Source organism: Mesorhizobium sp. M2A.F.Ca.ET.043.05.1.1 (assembly GCF_003952445.1).
Lineage (GTDB): Bacteria > Pseudomonadota > Alphaproteobacteria > Rhizobiales > Rhizobiaceae > Mesorhizobium.
Genome location: NZ_CP034446.1, coordinates 4235464 through 4250712, shown reverse-complemented (window position 1 = coordinate 4250712; position 15249 = coordinate 4235464). Strand labels below are relative to the sequence as shown.

Below are 15249 nucleotides of genomic sequence, written 5' to 3'. Positions count from 1 at the left end.
GCTGGCCAACGAGTGGACAATTAGGGTTGCCTTCGATCGGGGACCAATTCAGAAAAATGGTGCAAGGCGATCTGCCATTCGTTACCCTTGGCGACAATCACAAAACTTGAACGAACAACGTTCTTAGTCACCGTCCCATCGAAATTGTAATTAAGGATGTTACCGAATCCTTGTGTAGCAAAGACATCAGGGCCCATTGGTCGTGTATTTTGATCAATCAGGGTGAGTTCGACTTTTTCGAGGATCAGCCTGTAGCTTCCGAAATACTCCTCGATTTCCGACCGACCAACATAGAGCCGTGGGAGCAGCCCGAAAAATACGGCGTCCCTGGTGTAGATACGGGCCAGCGCCTTCGGATCCCAGGTCGCCGCGGCAGCGTTCCAGCGCGTCTGAATGTTGTCGAGAATGATGTCATGCATCTGGAGCTACCCTAGCGGAACGGTTGCCGGCAATAATGATGTGTTGCGCTCCGCGGCCGCGCCGCGTCGCTCGCTCTGGATGAATTTGCAGAGACCGCGACCGGCGGCTAAGCGCCGATCGCGGAAAGCCTATCGGCCTATTTGTAATATTCGGCCGGTGCCTTCTTGAATTTCTGCCAGGTCTCCATGTCGTGTCCCGGCACGACGACGGCATTTTCCTTCTCGACGATGCGGCGGAGCCTGCGAACAGATGCGGCAGCCTCGCGCGCGGATGTCAGTGCGCCAGGCAGGCATTTCTCGTTCCAATGATCCATGGTGTAGGCAGCGTCGATCGCCAGGAGGATAGGGCCGGTTTCCGGCAGACGCACCATGATCGACTGATGGCCCGGCGTGTGTCCCGGCGACAGGAAAGTCTGGATGCTTCCGTCGCCGAATACGTCGTACTGGTCCTCGTCCTCCATGACATCCCAGGTAATGCCGTCCTTTGTGAGGTCTTTCTTGATATATCCGCCTTGCATGAACCAGTCGGCGGCGAAAGCCCAGTCGATCTCGCGCCGTTGCACCAAATGGCGCGCCTTCGGGAAGTTCCCGCAGGCGCCGGAATGATCGAGATGGAGATGGGAATGCAGCACGAACTTGATGTCGTCGGGCTTCATGCCAATTTTGCTGAGCTGATTCACGCACCCCTCTTCCGGGTCCATGATCGGGTAGTATTTCTTGGTGGTGTCGCCCCACCAGCCCTCGGGATCGCGCGCGGCTTCGACCGCGGTGCCTCCGTCGATGACGATGTTCCCCTTGGGGTGAACGATCAGGTACCAGGGGATCGGCGTGAAGAACTCAGCTTGGCTGTAGCCAAGCTTGATGTCGACTTCCTTCTGCCGGATCTGGCCGGTCTGAAACATGTAGAGCCTGATGTCGGTGCTCATGGATCTTCCTCCTTCTGTGCGAATGGTTATGCGGCGCGCCTCGACATTCCGCTCAGCGTGACCGCCAGCAGCTCGTCATAGGTCCAGTCCTTCTTTGGGGCTTCGGCGACTTTTTCGCCGTCGTGGATGACAATGATTCTGTCGGCCAGGGCTAGCGTCTCGTGCAGCGATGACGACACCAGGAGCACGCCGGCCCCGCCACGCGCTAGGCTCAGGATTATGTCGTAGATCTCCTTGATCGCCCCGACGTCGACACCGTTGGTGGGTTCGACCACGATGTAGACTGCGGCACCGGCGCTCATCCATTTGCCGATAACCAGCTTCTGCTGGTTGCCGCCTGAGAAGAACCGAACCTGCGTGGACGAATTCGGGGGGCGGACCGCGAGCCGCTCCATCACCCCATCGGCATATTTTCGCATCGGACCCGGGCTCACCGTCAGCAGACGTTGCAGCGAGTTCAGCACCGGCAGACAGATATTTTCGGCGACCGACAGGGACGGGAACAGGGCCTGTTTGCGCCGATCTTCCGGGATGAGCGCGATTCCGGCGCTCCGGGCTTGAATCGGCGTTGCCAGTGCGACTGTCTTGCCTCGCACCGAGGCGCTCCCAGAGTGGCGCGTGATGCCGCCAAGCGCGCGGGCCAGTTCTTCCATCCCGCCACCGACCGGCCCGGTGACACCGAGGACTTCGCCTGCGTGAACTTTGAAGCTCAGCGGCGCCAGCCGGGCCGTGGATATGGCGGTTACCTCGAGGGCAACGTCTGGGAGGACGCTTTCGCCATTGTTGAAGGTGGCCAGCTCCGAGCGATTGCGATCGACCATCAGCTCGGTAACGCGGTCCTCGGTGACCTCGCCCCTGTTCAGGGTGCCGGAGACAAGGCCGCCTCGCAGGATCGTGGCTCGGTCGCAGATCTCCTGCACTTCGCGCAGCCGGTGGGAGATGTACACAATCGCAATGCCCTGAGCCTTGAAGCCCTCGATGATCCGGAAGAGCGCCTCCGACTCGGCGGCTGACAGCCGCGCGGTCGGTTCGTCGAGAACGATCAGCTTGTAGCGCCGATGGAAAAGAGTCGCCAAGGTGACAAGCTGCATCTCGGCCGCCGAGAGGTCGCCCGCGAGCGTCCTGACGTCGAGGTCGATTCCCATCTCGGCCAGGATCCGGGTGGCTTCCTCGTGAATGACCCGGTCGTTCAGAGCGATCCTGCCGGGCTCGTTGCCCAGCAGGATGTTCTGGCCGACGGTGAAGCTCGAGACCAGTTCCGCGTCCTGGTACACGGCGCCCAAACCCAGCCGATGAGCTTCTGGGGGACTGGAGATCCTGACCGGGCTACCTTCGAGCAGGATTTCCCCAGCGCTCGGACTGTACACGCCCGTGAGGATCTTGATGAGAGTCGATTTGCCAGCTCCGTTTTCTCCGAGCAGGCCATGCACTTCGCCGCTGGCGAAGCTCAGGCTTACGCCTTTCAGGGCCTTGGTGCCGGCGAATTCCTTTTCCAGGTTCCTAAGTTCGACCAGAGGTGCTTGAGCCATGACCATCCCTCAGATGAACTTTAGATGGACTTCTTCACGGTTGAGCAGCGCGTTGGCGCCAACCGCGACGATGAGGACCAAGCCTTGGAAGATGTGACGGGCGGCAAATGGGAAGCCGACCATGTTCATGCCAGAATCCACCATGTAGAGGAAGAACACGCCAACCAGCGTGCCGAGGACATGGGGTTTTCCCTTGCCGAGCACGGTCGCGCCAAGGAACACGGCGGCGAACGCTTCGAGCAGATAGCCTTCGCCCCCGACTGGCTGGGCCGAGGAAGAGATCGAGGTGACAATAACCCCGGCGATTCCCGACATGAAGGCCGAGAGGACGAAGGCCAGGATCACCCAGCGGTAGACATTGATGCCCGAGTAAAAGGCCGCCATCGGGTTGTCGCCGACAGCGGCGATATAATGTCCGATACGCGTGCGGGTCGCTGCAATGAGAGCCAAGGCGAATATGACGAGCAGGATGATGACGGGCACGCCAATGATGCCGAGCTTCCCCTGACCGAGATACAGGAAGGCGGTTTCGCCATAGTCTATGGGTACCTGGTAGCCGCCCGTAATGAAGACGTTGATGCCGTCCAGCACAAACATTACGCCCAACGTGACCACGATGCCCGACAACCGTCCGTAGGTGACGAGGACACCATTCACCAGACCGATGACGCAGGCTGCGGCGAGGGCAATGACTATGGCGAGCCAAGGCCCGACGACCGGCATCAGGAAGGCCACCAGGATTGATGATGTCGTCACCGTGAGGCCGATCGATAGATCGAAGCTGCCGGCCATCACGACCCATGTCAGACCCATGGAGACCAGGGCGCTGACAATCATCGAAAACAGGACATTGTTCAGGTTGGAGACGGTCGCGAAGTACGGCGAGGCGAGAGCAAACCCAATGCCCGCAAGCACGATAACGGCAATCGTTCCCCAGCGCCGCAGAAAGCGCATCGCGGCAGATTCTTTGCGTCCGGTGGACACGGCCGTCCTGGCCACTTTTTGCACGACGGCGGGAGAGGTTTGGTGGTCAACTTGCGTCAATTGTTCGTTCCCGTCATTCGGGTGAAGTTTTAAGCCGATCCAACAGGCGTCGGATTCCACTCCGATCTGTTTGTCTGACTGCGACAGAAGGCGGGCGGCGGTTACTCGTCTGCCGTCCGCCAATGCATCAGCCGCCAAACTGCTTGAGCAGCGCAATCGCCTGTTCGTCCCAGCTCTTAAGCTCGGCCAGAGCCGCTTCCGCCTGGTCCGGGGTCTTGGTGATCACTGGAATACGATAGACGATATTGGGTACTTCCTCGCCGCGTGCCAGCTTGACTGCGAGTTCGCCCGTCTTGCGGCCGATTTCGGGGAAGGGGGAGTCGCAACTGAAGACGACAGGCACCTGTTTGGCCGCCCAGGCCTCGAGGAACTGGGTCGAAAGATAGTGGTTGAAGAGCGGGACGTCATCACGGCCCATCTGCTTCAGCGCCTGGCCTGCGCCGAGCGTGAACGGCCACCACCAGGAAATGAAGCCGGCGAGCGACTTAGGCTCCGGGTGGGCCTGCAGTAGCGAGAGCATGTTCTTGCGGCCGACCGAAATTTCGTCGGTGGTGCCCTGGCCGCCGTCGATGAAGGGAAGGACCTTCATGCGCGGCTCGTACTTGCACATGAGTTCGAACATGTCGACTTCCATGTCGAACGGCGTGAAATAGCCGCGCTGCTCCGCCGTCTGGGCGAAAGTGCCCTGGCGGCCGGTGTAGTTCTGCACGAAATATCCGAGTGTAGTCGCAGTCCCCCACACATCGTCCATGACAGCAGGCGAATCCTTGACGGGAATGGTAAAACCGACGGTCTTGATGCCCCGCTTGTGCGCTTCGTCGGCAATATACGCGGTTTCTGATTCCTGCGAGTAAATGCCCATAACCAGGGCGTCGATGCCACGGTCGAGTAGCGCGCGTTCGGCCGATTGCTCGCTCGCCTTTGTCGGCTCGCCGCGAACACTCACGACCTCGCCACCAGCGTCGAGCACGGCCTTGACGATCTGCCAGCATCCACGGCGCCATGGCTGATTGAAGGGCCCGTAGGTCAGCGGCACGCCGATCCGCACCTTCTTGCCCGGCTTCGGCGGCGTTACGTCTTCGGCGCTGGCCGTGGTGGTGATGCCTGCGAAGGCGGCGCCGCCGAGCGCGCCGCCAATGCCTTTGAGAAGGGACCTGCGGCTGAACTCGGTGTATTCCGCAGCCTCGTGAGCAAGCCTGGCAATCCTTTTGCCATCATCAAAAATGTTCATGTGTGTTCCTCCCATTACGCGGAATCGCGATGTGCAGGGCACGGGAACCCGCCCCTCCAAGAAGGCACACGAAGTCCCTCTTCGCCGCCGGCATCACCCAGCTTCGAACCAGCGGCTCCGCAGTCTTCTGACTTTGCTAATAACCATGTTGCTTGGTTGCCTGACAAGTGGAATCTGCTATGTTGACGGAGAATTTGTTTCGCCTCGCCGAGGCTGGGTTGCGCTGGCCTGCCATCCATGGTCGGAGAGGCTGATTTTGGAGAATGCCATGGTGGTCGACGACAGGGTCCGACGCGCGCCTTCGCTGGTTGAAGTTGTCGCGGGCCGCATCCGCGAGGATATCACCTCAGGGATTTATGCCATCGGCGATAAGCTCCCGACCGAGCGGGACCTGTCGGAGAAATACGGCGTCAGCCGACCAATCGTTCGCGAGGCTATCGGCACGCTCAAACGAGACGGTCTTGTCGCGACCCGACAGGGACTTGGTGCGTTTGTCATCGAAACAAAGGAGATCGCCTTCCGCCTGGCAGGGATTGATCTCACCGATGCGCTCGATATCCGTAATGTCATAGAGCTGCTGATGGCCGTTGAGTCGGCCGCAACGGCACTGGCGGCCGAAAGGCGTTCGGCCGAGCAGCTTGCGGCGATCGAAAGGCAACTCCATTCGATCCAGAAAGCCTTTGACGACGGTAAGGCGGGCGTTGAGGAAGATTTGGCCTTTCACCGCGAGATTGTCGACGCCTCGGGCAATCCGCATTTTCGGGAGATGTCTGATTTTCTTGAGTCCCACGTCCGCAACTTTATTCGAAAGGCGCGTGCCAGCTCGCTGCGCAATGCGCTGCTCGCCGACGTTCAGAGGGAGCATGTTGCAATCTTCAATGCGATCGCGGACGGCAACCCGCAAGAGGCTCGCAGGGCGGCAGAAGAGCATCTTCGTGGAGCCGCAAATCGCCTGGCGTTGCTTCTCAAAGCTGGGAACCAGCCAGGCTGATCGACCGCGCCTTATGTCTCTGCGGGGATGGGGCTGCCTGACATATCGTCCTGCTCCCGTTTCGGCTCTTTGATCCTGAACCAAGTCACATAAAGCGCCGGCAGGAACAGCAGCGTGATCGCCGTGCCGGCGATGATGCCGCCCATCATGGCGTAGGCCATCGGTCCCCAGAACACTTCGCGCGCGATGGGGATCAGCGCGAGACTTGCAGCCGCGGCGGTCAGCGCGATCGGCCGCATGCGGTGCTCGGTCGCTTCGATCACGGCCGCCCATGGGTCCTTGCCTTCCTTGACGAGGTCCTCGATCTGCACGATCAGGATCACTGAGTTGCGGATCAGGATGCCGATCAGCGCCAGCACGCCGAGTATGGCGACGAAGCCGAGCGGCGCGCCACTGGGAACGAGCGCCGCCACCACGCCGATCAGGCCGAGCGGCGCCACCGCCACCACCAGGAACAGGCGCTGGAAGCTCTGCAACTGGATCATCAGGATGGTCGCCATGACGAACAGCATCAGCGGCACCACCGCCGCGATCGGCCCCTGGCTCTTGGCGCTTTCCTCGACCGAGCCCGCCGTCTCGACCGAATAGCCCGGCGGCAGCTTGGCGATGAAGGCGTCGACCGACGGCTTCAGCTCGTTGACGACGGTAGCCGGCAGGACGTCGCCGACCAGCCCGGCGCGCACGGTGATGGTCGGCGTGCGGTTGCGCCGCCATACCGTCGGCTGTTCGAGGTCGTAGCGGAAGTTGGCAACGGCGGCGAGCGGGATCGACTCGCCGTTTCCGGTCGGCAGCTGCATGTTCTGCAGCGTCTCGATCGAGCCGCGCTCGGCCTCGCGCGACCGCGCCACGACGTCGATGAGATAGGTCGCGTCGCGCACCTCCGTGATCGTCGAGCCGCCCACCGTGCTGTTCAGCGCGCTGGCGATGTCGGAAGAGGTGATGCCGAGCTGGCGCGCCTTGTCCTGCAGCACGTCGACCCTCAGCACGCGCTGCGGCTCGTTCCAGTCGAAGGTGGGGGCCGCGAGCTTCGGATTGGCCGAGATCACGCCGGCGAATTGCTGCGCCAGCTCCCGCACCGTCTGGATGTCGGGACCGCCGACGCGGTACTGCACCGGCCTGCCGACCGGCGGACCGAGTTCCAGCAATTTGACGAACGCGTCGGTGCCGACGAACTCCTCGCGCAGCAGCTTCTCCAGCGCCGGCTTCACCCGGTTGCGCGCCTCGATGTTCTTGGTGACGATGACGGTCTGGCCGAAATAGGGATTGGCAGGCTGCACGTCATAGGCCAGCACGAAGCGCACGGCACCCTCGCCGATATAGGAGGAGAAGTGGTCGATGTCCGGATTGCCGGCCAGCGCCCGCTGCTCGAAGCGCTCCATCTGGTCTCGCGTCTCGGTGATCGAGGAGTTCTGCGGCAGGTTCCAGTCGACGATCAGCTCCGGCCGGTCGGAGGGTGGGAAGAACTGCTGCTGCACGAGGCCGAAGCCGGCGACCGAGGCGGCGAACACAAGCACCGTCACGATGATCGTCAGCCAGTGCCGGCGCACGGAGAAGACAAGCACGCGCCGGAACAGCGAGGTGAAGCGTCCTGGCTGGTCGTGGTGCTTCTCCTTCATCGTCGCAGGCAGGATGGTGACGCCGAGCAGCGGCGCGAACAGCACCGCAACGATCCATGACACAAGCAGCGACACCGCGATGACGACGAACAGCGTGAAGGTGTACTCGCCCGCGGCGCTCGAGTTGAGGCCGATCGGGATGAAGCCGGCGACCGTCACCAGCGTGCCGGTCAGCATCGGAAAGGCGGTCGAGGTGTAGACGAAGGTCGCCGCCTTGCGCAGATTGTCGCCGACTTCCAGCCGCGCCACCATCATCTCGACCGCGATCATCGCGTCGTCGACCAACAGGCCGAGTGCGATGATCAGCGCGCCGAGCGAAATGCGCTGCAGCGAGATGCCGAGATAGGCCATCACCGTGAAGGTGATGGCCAGCACCAGCGGGATCGACAGCGCGACGACGAAGCCGGCGCGCAGCCCCAGGCTGATGAAGGAGACGGCGAGCACGATCGCGACGGCCTCGAACAGCGCCCGCGTGAAGCCCGAGACCGCCTCTTCGACGATCACAGGCTGGTCGGCCACCAGATGCACGCCGACGCCAACCGGCAGGTCGGCCAGCACCTTCTGCATCTCCTCATGCAGCGCCTCGCCGAATTTCAGCAGATTGGCGTTGGGCTTCATGCCGATGGCAAGCCCGATCGCGTCCTGGCCGTTGAAGCGGAACAGGGCCGTCGGCGGGTCGACATAGCCGCGCCGGATCGTCGCCACGTCGCTCAGCCTGAAGAAGCGATCGTTGACGCGCAAATTGATGGCCCGCAGGCTTTCCTCGGAGGTGAACTGGCCGCCGACGCGCACGCTGATCCGCTCCGGCCCGGACTGGATGACGCCGGACGGCGTGATGGCGTTCTGCGCCTGCAGACTGGCCACGATTTGCTGCTGGTTGAGGCCGAGCGCCGCGATCTGGCGCGTCGAGAACTCGAGATAGATGGCCTCGTCCTGCGCGCCGACCAGATCGACCTTGCCGGCATTCGGCACGGTCAGGATCTTGGTGCGGACATCTTCGACATAGTCGCGCAGCTGGCGTGGCGTCAGCCCGTCGGCGGTGAAGGCATAGATGTTGCCGTAGACGTCGCCGAAGCGGTCGTTGAAGAACGGTCCCTGCACGCCCTGCGGAAGCTGCGCCTTGATGTCGTTGACCATGTTGCGCACCTGAAGCCAGTTCGGCACGACGTCGCGCGCCTTGGTGGTGTCCTTCAGGTTGACGAAGATGACCGTCTGGCCGGCAGTGGTGACCGATTTGGTGTAGTCGAGGCTGTCGAGCTCCTCGAGCTTCTTCTCGATGCGGTCGGTCACCTGCTGCACCGTCTCCTTGACCGAAGCGCCCGGCCAGTTGGCCTGGATGATCATGGTCTTGATGGTGAAGGCGGGATCTTCCTCGCGGCCAAGATTGAGATAGGAGAAGATGCCGGCCACCACGAAGACCAGCATGAAATACCAGACCATGGATCGGTGACTGAGCGCCCAGTCGGAGAGGTTGAAGCCCTTCATCAGACGCCGCCCTCCGGCACTTTGACCTTCTGGCCTTCGCTCAGGCTGTGGACGCCGGCGGTGACGACGCGCATGCCGGCCTCGAGCCCTCCGGCCACCGTGAAGCTGCCGCCGCTCTTGGAGGCGATCTTGATCTCGCGCGCGCTCACGCTGGAGGATTGCGGATCGACGATCCACACTTTGTCGGAACCGTCCTTTTCGAGCAGCGCCGATATCGGCAGTTCGATCGTCGGCGCGACCTTGGTCACGCGCGTCGCCGTGATCGTCGAGCCCAACCGGAACGCTGTCGGCGGATCGACCAGTGTCAGCTTCACGCGCCTTGTGCGGGTGGCGCCTTCCGACTGCGGCGCGATCTCGCGCAGCCTGGCCTGTGTCTTGATCGTCGGCAGCGATTGAAGGACGACCTCGAAGGGCATGCCCACGGTGAGATCGCCGATCAACTGGTCGGGAATGTCGACCACGGCCTCGCGCGGGTCGGTGCGCGCCACGGTGACGACGGTCTGTCCTGGAGAAACGGTCTGGCCGACCTCGGCGCCGGTAGCGATGACGACGCCATCGAAATCGGAGAACAGCCGCGCATAGCCAAGCTGCTCCAGTGACTTGGCCAGAGCGGCATTGGCGCGCTCGACGCCGGCTTCCGCCGCCTGCCGCGCCTGCTTCGCGGCGTCGAACGTGGCCTGCGATGTGTTGGCCGAGGCAAGCAGCTGGCGCTGGCGATCCTCGCTGGCGGCGGCGTTGATGAACTGCGCCTGCGCGTTCGACAGATCGGCTTTCGACGCTTGGACGGCAAGCTCCAGCGCCGTCGGATCGAGCGCCGCGATCGTCGTGCCCTTGGTGACGAGGTCGCCGACCTTGACGTCGCGCGAGACGACGCGGCCGAGCAGCCGGAAGGCGAGGTCGGCACTGTATTGCGGCTCGACCGAACCGGCGAAGCCGAAGGTTTCGACGGTCTTTGGCTCGACCACCACCGAAAGCACCGGCCGGATGACCTCCGGCGGCTTCTCTTCCGAGCGCGAGCAGGCGGCGAGCGCGGCAAGGACGAGCAGCGGAGCAACGTGCCGCAACCGGCTCATTGGCTGGCTCCAGCGATCTCGACCGTCTGTCCGGGGCTGAGCAACTGTCCGCCGGCAGTGACGACGCTCTGTCCTTCCTGCAATCCCTTGTCGACGGCGATGATGCCTGAATCGAAGGCGAGCACCTCGACCGGAGTCTCGGTCACCGCCTTGCTCGACGGATCGACGATCCAGACGGCGGGCTGGCCGGCGGCCGATGTCAGCGCCTGCCATGGCAACAGAATGGCCCTGACCGGCTTGGCGCTGACCGTGCCGATCACGGCCGCGCCCAACGGCATGCCGGCCGGCGTGTCAGGGATGCCGACCTTGACCCGGATCGATCCGGACTGGGTGTCGACCGCCGGCGAAATCTCGCGCACCTTGCCCACTGCGCGCACCTGCGGGTCCGACAGCAGCGTGATCGTCACCGCAGGCGAGGGCGGCGTCTGGGCAACCAGTGTCTCGTGCACGTTGAAGACAGCATCGCGGTCGCCGTCCTCGGCGATGGTGAACACGGTCTGCGCCGCCTGCACCACCTGCCCGGCCTCGACCTGGCGCGCCGTGATGACGCCGGCAGCCGCCGCCTTGAGCTCGGTGTAGGAAAGGTCTTCCTTGGCATTGGCCAAGGCGCTTTGCGCCGCGTCGACGCTGCCTTGCGCCACTTTCAGAGCCTGGTCCGCGCTGTCGAAATCCCGCCTCGTCGTGAAACCCTGCGAAAGCAGCGTCTTTTGCCGCTGATAGGTGGCCTCGGCCTGGGTGAGCTGCGCCTGCGCCGCGTCGAGATCGGCTTGGGCCGAGCGCAGGTCCGACTCCTGTTCCTGCGGGTCGATGCGGGCAAGCACAGCGCCCTGGTCGACATGCTGGCCGACATCGACCAGACGCTCGGCGACCCGGCCGCCGACGCGGAACGACAGATTGTTGAGCGTGCGGGCGGCGATCACCCCGGTCAGCGAGGTTCGCGGCGCGTAGTCGGCGAGGGCGACCGTTTGCGTCGTCACCACTACCGGCAATTTCTTTTCCGCCGCCTGCCGCTTCTGGCAGCCGGAGATCGAAATCGCAGCGCCGGCGCAGACGAGCAGCAACAACGTTTTTGAACGAAAAGGATGGCGGTATGGCGAAGACGGCAAGGCGGACGATGTCGCTTTCCTGCTCATGGTTCCCCTCGATCCGTGGGGGCCGCTGCTGACGGCGGCACGTCGCGGATGAAATGAGATTAATCCATCGGCGGGAAAAGGAAACTCTTTCCGGGGCGTGTTTCGTCAGCCTGGTTAAGGGCATTCTCGCAGGCCCAATCGACTGGGCCATGGTGCCGACTTGAGCAAAACATGAAATAAGGCCAGAAGGGATTTCAACGACATCAAACGAGAACTGGCCAATCTCGATGAGGGATGGCCCGATGAGGGACAAGATGAAGAATTCAGCCATTTCCGAACGCAAGAACCAGTCGATCTCGCGCGGCGTCGGCATGACGACGCAGATCTACGCCGATCGCGCCGAGAATTCGGAAATCTGGGATGTCGAGGGCCGCCGCTATATCGACTTCTCTTCCGGCATCGCCGTGGTCAACACCGGCCATCGCCACCCGAAGGTGATCGAGGCGGTCAAGGCGCAGCTCGACCGCTTCACCCACACCTGCCACCAGGTCGTGCCCTATGAGAGCTACGTTCATCTCGCCGAGCGGCTGAACGGCATGCTGCCCGGCAAGTTCGACAAGAAGACGATCTTCGTCACCACCGGCGCCGAGGCGGTCGAGAATGCCATCAAGATCGCCCGCAACGCCACCGGTCGCCAGGCTGTCATCGCCTTTTCCGGCGGTTTCCACGGCCGCACCTTCATGGGCATGGCGCTGACCGGCAAGGTCGTGCCCTACAAGGTCGGCTTCGGCGCGATGCCGGCCGATGTCTTCCATGCGCCGTTCCCGGTCGCGCTGCACGGCGTTTCGGTCGCGGATTCGCTTGCCGCGCTCGACAAGCTGTTCAAGGCCGATGTCGATCCGAACCGCGTTGCCGCCATCATCGTCGAGCCGGTTCAGGGCGAGGGCGGCTTCTACGAAGCGCCGCGCGATTTCATGGCAGCGCTGCGCAAGATCTGCGACCAGCACGGCATCCTGCTCGTAGCCGACGAGGTGCAGACCGGCTTTGCTCGCACCGGCAAGATGTTCGCCATGGATCATCATGACGTGGCGCCCGATCTCACCACCATGGCCAAGAGCCTCGCCGGCGGCTTCCCGCTGTCGGCCGTCACCGGCCGGGCCGAGATCATGGACGCGCCCGGACCCGGCGGGCTCGGCGGCACCTATGGCGGCAGCCCGATCGGCGTCGCCGCCGCCCACGCCGTGCTCGACGTCATCGAGGAAGAAAAGCTTTGCGATCGCGCCAATGCGCTGGGCGCCAGGCTGAAGCAACGGCTGGAATCGATCCGCGAGGACGTGCCGGAGATCGTCGACATCCGCGGCCCGGGCTTCATGAACGCGGTCGAGTTCAACGACGTGAAGAAAGGCCTGCCGTCGGCCGAATTCGCCAACGCGGTGCGGCTGAAGGCGCTGGACAAAGGCCTCATCCTGCTCACCTGCGGCGTCTACGGCAACGTCATCCGCTTCCTGTCGCCGATCACCATCCAGGACGGCGTCATGACAGAGGCGCTGGATATTCTGGAAAGCTCGATCCGCGACGCGCGGGCGGCCTGAGGGAGGGCTGTATTTCTCCTGACGGCTGCATCGAAGCGATTGGATGTGTGCCGTCAGGAGCCCGGATTCTGTAACCACACTGGAATATCCGTCTTGGCGTGCAGAACCCGCCAGACATCGATATGGTCGGTCTGTTCGAAGTAGAAGATCAGGTAAGGGTATCGTTTGAGTTGCAGGCTACGCAGGCCAGGCAACCCGACTTCATAGCCAAATCTCAGAGAGCCCGATGCCGGGTAGCTGACTATCAGCTTGTAGGCATTTTGGAGGTCGTCGACGTAGCCTAACGCGACGTGCGAACCAGCTTCACGGGCATAATAATCGACAGCGTCCTCGATATCGCGCAGAGCAAGACTTCGAGGAATAATTGGCTTGACGGCCACTAACTTATTGGCCCCGCGCTCGTTTCCTCAGCATTGCAAAATAGTCGTCGTTGACGGGCGCACCCGGCGCGGATGAGGCGCCCTCGAGCAGCAAACGGCGCAGAGATTGACGATCCTGATCGTGGCGGATCAATTCACGCACATACTCGCTGCTCGTGCCGTAGCCGCGCTCGGTCACCTGCTGATCGACAAAATGCTTTAAGCTGTCAGGCAGGGAGATATTCATCGTGCTCATTTTGTCAATGTATGTCCAATGGCAAAAATTGGCAACATTACGCTCTGGCCCTGATCAGTTCGTCCTCATTGAAAGCCGCAAGCGCGGCCTTCAGCGCATCCGGCCCGCCCGCCACCGTTTGTGGCGTTGGCGAGAAGCCCGCTCCCAGCATCTTGCGGCCAAGCATGTGGTCGGCCGGGCGGTTGACGGATTCGATGCCGAGCAATCGGTCGCCGGCATAGTGGTAGATCGAGAACTTGTTCTCGGCTAGATCGCCGAGCACCACGTGGCTGTCCCCGCCTTGCGTCAGCCCCACCATCTGCAGCTTCATGTCGCCGATATCCGACCAGAACCACGGCACCGCAGTAAAGGGCTCGACATGGCCGAGAATGGTCCGCGCGGCGAGCCGCGCCTGGTCGGTGGCGTTCTGCACCGATTCGAGCCGCACGTTACCTCCGGTGAACCAGTGTCGGTAGGCGGCGGCGTCGCCGATGGCTAGGATTTCTGGAACAGAGCTCTGCATATGCTGGTCGACACGGATGCCGTTGGCGACAGCAATGCCGGCGGCTTCGGCCAGTTCGACATTGGGCACGACGCCGATGCCGATGATCACCATCTGCGCCGGCAGGCGTTCGCCACTTGAGGTGATCGTTGCCGAGACGCGGCCGCTGTCACCCTCCAGCCTGGCAATGGTTGTGCCGGTCAGGATGCGCACACCGATCGCCTCCAGGCGCTGGCGCACATGGGCGGCGATGATCGGCGCCACGGCGCGGCCGAGCAGCCGGTCGACGGCCTCGACGACGGTGACGTTGCGGCCGGCGGCCCTCAGCGTCGCCGCGATCTCCAGCCCGATGAAGCCGCCGCCGAGAATGACCACGTCCTCGCTTTGCGCGCTGAGCTCGCGGATCAGGCGCGCATCGGCCAGCGAGCGCAGCGAGACCACGCCGGCGAGGCCGGCGCCGTCGAGCTTGAGCAGGCGCGGCCGCGACCCGGTCGCAAGCACCAGCCGGTCGAAGCCGAGCGTTCCACCGCCTGCGACATTCAACCGGCCCGCGCGGGCATCGATGCTGTCAATGCGCACGCCCGGCCGGTAGTCGATGGTGTTGCCCGAGTAAAAGGCCTCGCCGCGCAAGGGTTGCGGCTTGGCTTCGAGATCCTTGATGAAGGTCTTGGACAGCGGCGGTTTGTGATAAGGCAGTTCCTGCTCGTTGCCGATCAGGACGACGGGCCCTTCATAGCCCTCTTCGCGCAGGCTGGCTGCGGCCTGCACGCCGGCATGGCCCGCACCGACAATCACAACCCCGTTCGTCATCGCAATCCTTTTTGTTTGCAAATCTAAGCCCTTGCGCCAGGTGGCGATTGTCTGCCGCCGCCGCAAGAGCCGAGGATCGGGTCGCACCCAGAATGGCTGTCTGTCAATCGGGTTAGCGAGGCAGTCGTGGTTTAAAAGTTGACATTTGTAGCTTAGAATAATTCTAAACTGTTGTTTCAATTGAATTTTTTCCGTCGCGCCAGTTGACTCCTGGCCTCTCCCTCGCTTTATGAGGACTGCGCGCAAAGCGTATCCCTTTGATGTCTGGGCCTTGAACCCTTTCGATTGGAGGCAAGTGGGTGTCTTTTTATCGCGAACCGCGCATCGGCGCGGCCACCATCTTTACCGGCATGCTCATGCCTCG

Annotated in this window: 13 protein-coding genes; 2 read left to right on the top strand and 11 right to left on the bottom strand. The window is 62.7% G+C overall.

The window, feature by feature from the left end:
• Positions 1-20 precede the first annotated feature (20 nt).
• From EJ069_RS20635 to EJ069_RS20615, 5 genes are all read right to left on the bottom strand, one after another.
• Positions 21-419 (bottom strand): SgcJ/EcaC family oxidoreductase, encoded by a 399-nt coding sequence (locus tag EJ069_RS20635; protein WP_126062875.1) that lies wholly within the window; start codon positions 417-419, stop codon positions 21-23.
• A gap of 137 nt (positions 420-556) precedes the next feature.
• Positions 557-1345: an N-acyl homoserine lactonase AttM gene (attM, locus tag EJ069_RS20630; protein WP_126062874.1), complete on the bottom strand. Its 789-nt coding sequence runs from the start codon at positions 1343-1345 to the stop codon at positions 557-559.
• 26 nt (positions 1346-1371) lie between these two features.
• Positions 1372-2874 (bottom strand): sugar ABC transporter ATP-binding protein, encoded by a 1503-nt coding sequence (locus EJ069_RS20625; protein WP_126062873.1) that lies wholly within the window; start codon positions 2872-2874, stop codon positions 1372-1374.
• Between the two features lie 9 nt (positions 2875-2883).
• Positions 2884-4041 (bottom strand): ABC transporter permease, encoded by a 1158-nt coding sequence (locus EJ069_RS20620; RefSeq protein WP_245456218.1) that lies wholly within the window; start codon positions 4039-4041, stop codon positions 2884-2886.
• 4 nt (positions 4042-4045) lie between these two features.
• A complete protein-coding gene (locus EJ069_RS20615) occupies positions 4046-5149 on the bottom strand; it encodes a substrate-binding domain-containing protein (protein ID WP_126062872.1) in 1104 nt (367 codons plus the stop codon).
• 268 nt (positions 5150-5417) lie between these two features.
• Here EJ069_RS20615 and EJ069_RS20610 point away from each other — a divergent pair, with 268 nt between their 5' ends.
• On the top strand, positions 5418-6140 hold the full coding sequence (locus EJ069_RS20610) for a FadR/GntR family transcriptional regulator (RefSeq protein WP_126062871.1): 723 nt from the start codon (positions 5418-5420) through the stop codon (positions 6138-6140).
• A gap of 11 nt (positions 6141-6151) precedes the next feature.
• Here the strand turns inward: EJ069_RS20610 and EJ069_RS20605 are convergent, their stop codons facing one another.
• From EJ069_RS20605 to EJ069_RS20595, 3 genes are read right to left on the bottom strand one after another with little or no spacing between them, the layout of a single operon-like run.
• Positions 6152-9241, bottom strand: a complete 3090-nt coding sequence (locus tag EJ069_RS20605; protein WP_126062870.1) for an efflux RND transporter permease subunit — start codon at positions 9239-9241, stop codon at positions 6152-6154.
• Positions 9241-10314: an efflux RND transporter periplasmic adaptor subunit gene (locus EJ069_RS20600; RefSeq protein ID WP_126062869.1), complete on the bottom strand. Its 1074-nt coding sequence runs from the start codon at positions 10312-10314 to the stop codon at positions 9241-9243. Before EJ069_RS20600 ends, EJ069_RS20605 begins: the two co-directional genes overlap by 1 nt.
• Positions 10311-11375, bottom strand: a complete 1065-nt coding sequence (locus EJ069_RS20595) for an efflux RND transporter periplasmic adaptor subunit (protein WP_245456217.1) — start codon at positions 11373-11375, stop codon at positions 10311-10313. The genes EJ069_RS20600 and EJ069_RS20595 overlap by 4 nt, the downstream gene beginning before the upstream one ends.
• A 326-nt stretch (positions 11376-11701) precedes the next feature.
• On the opposite strand from EJ069_RS20595, the gene EJ069_RS20590 reads away from it, so the two are divergent.
• Positions 11702-12979, top strand: a complete 1278-nt coding sequence (locus EJ069_RS20590) for a 4-aminobutyrate--2-oxoglutarate transaminase (RefSeq protein WP_126062867.1) — start codon at positions 11702-11704, stop codon at positions 12977-12979.
• 53 nt (positions 12980-13032) lie between these two features.
• Here the strand turns inward: EJ069_RS20590 and EJ069_RS20585 are convergent, their stop codons facing one another.
• The 3 genes from EJ069_RS20585 to EJ069_RS20575 are packed head-to-tail and all read right to left on the bottom strand — an operon-like array spanning position 13033 to position 14885.
• Positions 13033-13359, bottom strand: coding sequence for a type II toxin-antitoxin system RelE/ParE family toxin (locus tag EJ069_RS20585; RefSeq protein ID WP_126062866.1), 327 nt, complete (start codon positions 13357-13359; stop codon positions 13033-13035).
• A 4-nt stretch (positions 13360-13363) separates the two neighbouring features.
• Positions 13364-13594 carry a type II toxin-antitoxin system ParD family antitoxin gene (locus tag EJ069_RS20580; RefSeq protein WP_126062865.1) on the bottom strand — a complete coding sequence of 77 codons (231 nt, stop codon included), beginning with the start codon at positions 13592-13594 and terminating at the stop codon, positions 13364-13366.
• 37 nt (positions 13595-13631) lie between these two features.
• Positions 13632-14885 carry an FAD-dependent oxidoreductase gene (locus EJ069_RS20575; protein ID WP_126062864.1) on the bottom strand — a complete coding sequence of 418 codons (1254 nt, stop codon included), beginning with the start codon at positions 14883-14885 and terminating at the stop codon, positions 13632-13634.
• Between the last annotated feature and the right edge of the window lie 364 nt (positions 14886-15249).